Source organism: Sulfurovum sp. (genome assembly GCF_041562805.1).
Taxonomy (GTDB): domain Bacteria; phylum Campylobacterota; class Campylobacteria; order Campylobacterales; family Sulfurovaceae; genus Sulfurovum.
The window spans coordinates 1-1,603 of the sequence record NZ_JBFFOH010000279.1 but is presented as its reverse complement, the minus strand read 5'-3'; the positions used below and the strand labels follow the sequence as shown (position 1 = coordinate 1,603).

Sequence of the window (1,603 nt, the reverse complement as noted above, 5' to 3'; positions counted from 1 at the left end):
CTATCAACCAATCATTTATTGCAGACTGATATCAATATAAATGCTTACAAATTGTAGCAATTACTCTGTCTAGCTTTGCTTACATAAACTGGCTCTATGACTATTATGATTATAAATGATAATTGTGGATGGAATGTGGAGCAGTGATTACGGACTCAGGAAAATTGTTTACGTAAGCTTTTTTTAGGAGTATCTGTTCCCATCGTGTTGATGGGAACATAGAAGAAAGTATCAGTTAACTTCTAATTAGAAGTTGTAGTTTAGTTGTACAGAAAGAGCTGTTTGACTATGTTTAACACTTGTTTCTGGTGCAGCCATACCCATAGATGCTAATCCTGATGTATCAAATGATGTTTCTGTTTCTGGAGCATAAGTAAATGCACCATCTAATGAAACTTTCTTCGAAAAGTCATATGTTCCACCAATCGTAATATGAGACTCTGTCGTTGCAGGGAAACCTGCCAAGTTAAATAGATTCATTGCATCACCTGCATAGCTTGACATTGGAACAGTACCATTTTGTGCAGGACCAGCCGGTAACTCTTTAATAGGATTTTTACCATAGTTATAACCTAAACGAACTGCCCATGCGTCAGCTGCATATTCATAACCCAATGCAAAAACATTTTGATTTTCCCAGTTAAAATCCTTGTAACCTTTAGCATCACCCCATTTGATTTGTTTGAAATCAACTGCAATAGTATTGCCTGCAATAGCGTAGCTAATACCTAGACCAATCTCAGCCGGTTGTTCAAGATTATCGCCCATTGCGCCTGGGAAAATACCAAAGTCTGCAAATGGTTGAGTTGCTGAAGAAAGTTGACCTTTATACTCCATATCAATTGCTGATTTATATAGTGCACCGATTGTTACACCTGCAATCTCATAAGCAGCACCGATATTAATACCGAAAGCAAGATCCTGAGCAACACCTTCACCGTACTCAGTACCAGCCATGTGATAATTGATATCTAAAGCACCATATTGGAGAATAGGTGTTACACCAACACTAAAACCTGAAACAGCATAAGTCAATGGAACACCAAATTGCATAAGTTGAAGATTTGTAACCATATTCATTGTTTCAGCAGTTTCATCACGGTAGTCAACACCCATACCAGCTGTACCCCACATACCAATACCCCAGTAGAAATTATCATTAACTTTGTTAACAATAGATACTGAAGGGATCATGCTCATGTCAGCTGCACTATCTTTATATCCAGCGCCGCCGTCAAGCGAAACATTTGGCATAAACAAAGTGCCACCAAAAGAAACCTCAGTTCCTTCTACAGACGTAATAAGTGCAGGGTTAGCAATACCTGACTCAGCACCATGACCCATACCGATTGAAACACCACCCATACCACGTGCTTTAGCACCGATACCGATAAGCAGGTCACCATTTGTTGCAAATGCAGACGTTGCACCAAGTGCCATTGCAGCTACTAAAGCTAACTTAATTGTTTTTTTCATATGTAATTCTCCTATAGAATTGTAAAGATTAAAATCCGAACTCTCGAATTTTGACTGCGCCCATTATAAGCCAGTCAAAATTAGCTGAAACTTAAATGAAAAGTAAATAATATAGATATTTCTTATG

General features: G+C 38.2%; 1 protein-coding gene. It reads right to left on the bottom strand.

Going from position 1 to position 1,603, the window contains the following annotated elements; genetic code table 11:
• Nucleotides 1-246: 246 nt before the first annotated feature.
• The gene (locus ABYK33_RS15745; RefSeq protein ID WP_373034266.1) at nt 247-1,476 is read right to left on the bottom strand and encodes an OmpP1/FadL family transporter; all 1,230 of its coding nucleotides are present in this window, start codon (nt 1,474-1,476) and stop codon (nt 247-249) included.
• Between the last annotated feature and the right edge of the window lie 127 nt (nt 1,477-1,603).

Coding starts and splice junctions, on each gene's coding strand:
- ABYK33_RS15745 (WP_373034266.1), bottom strand. CDS start 1,476: ATGAAAAAAACAATTAAGTTAGCTTTAGTAGCTGCAATGGCACTTGGT.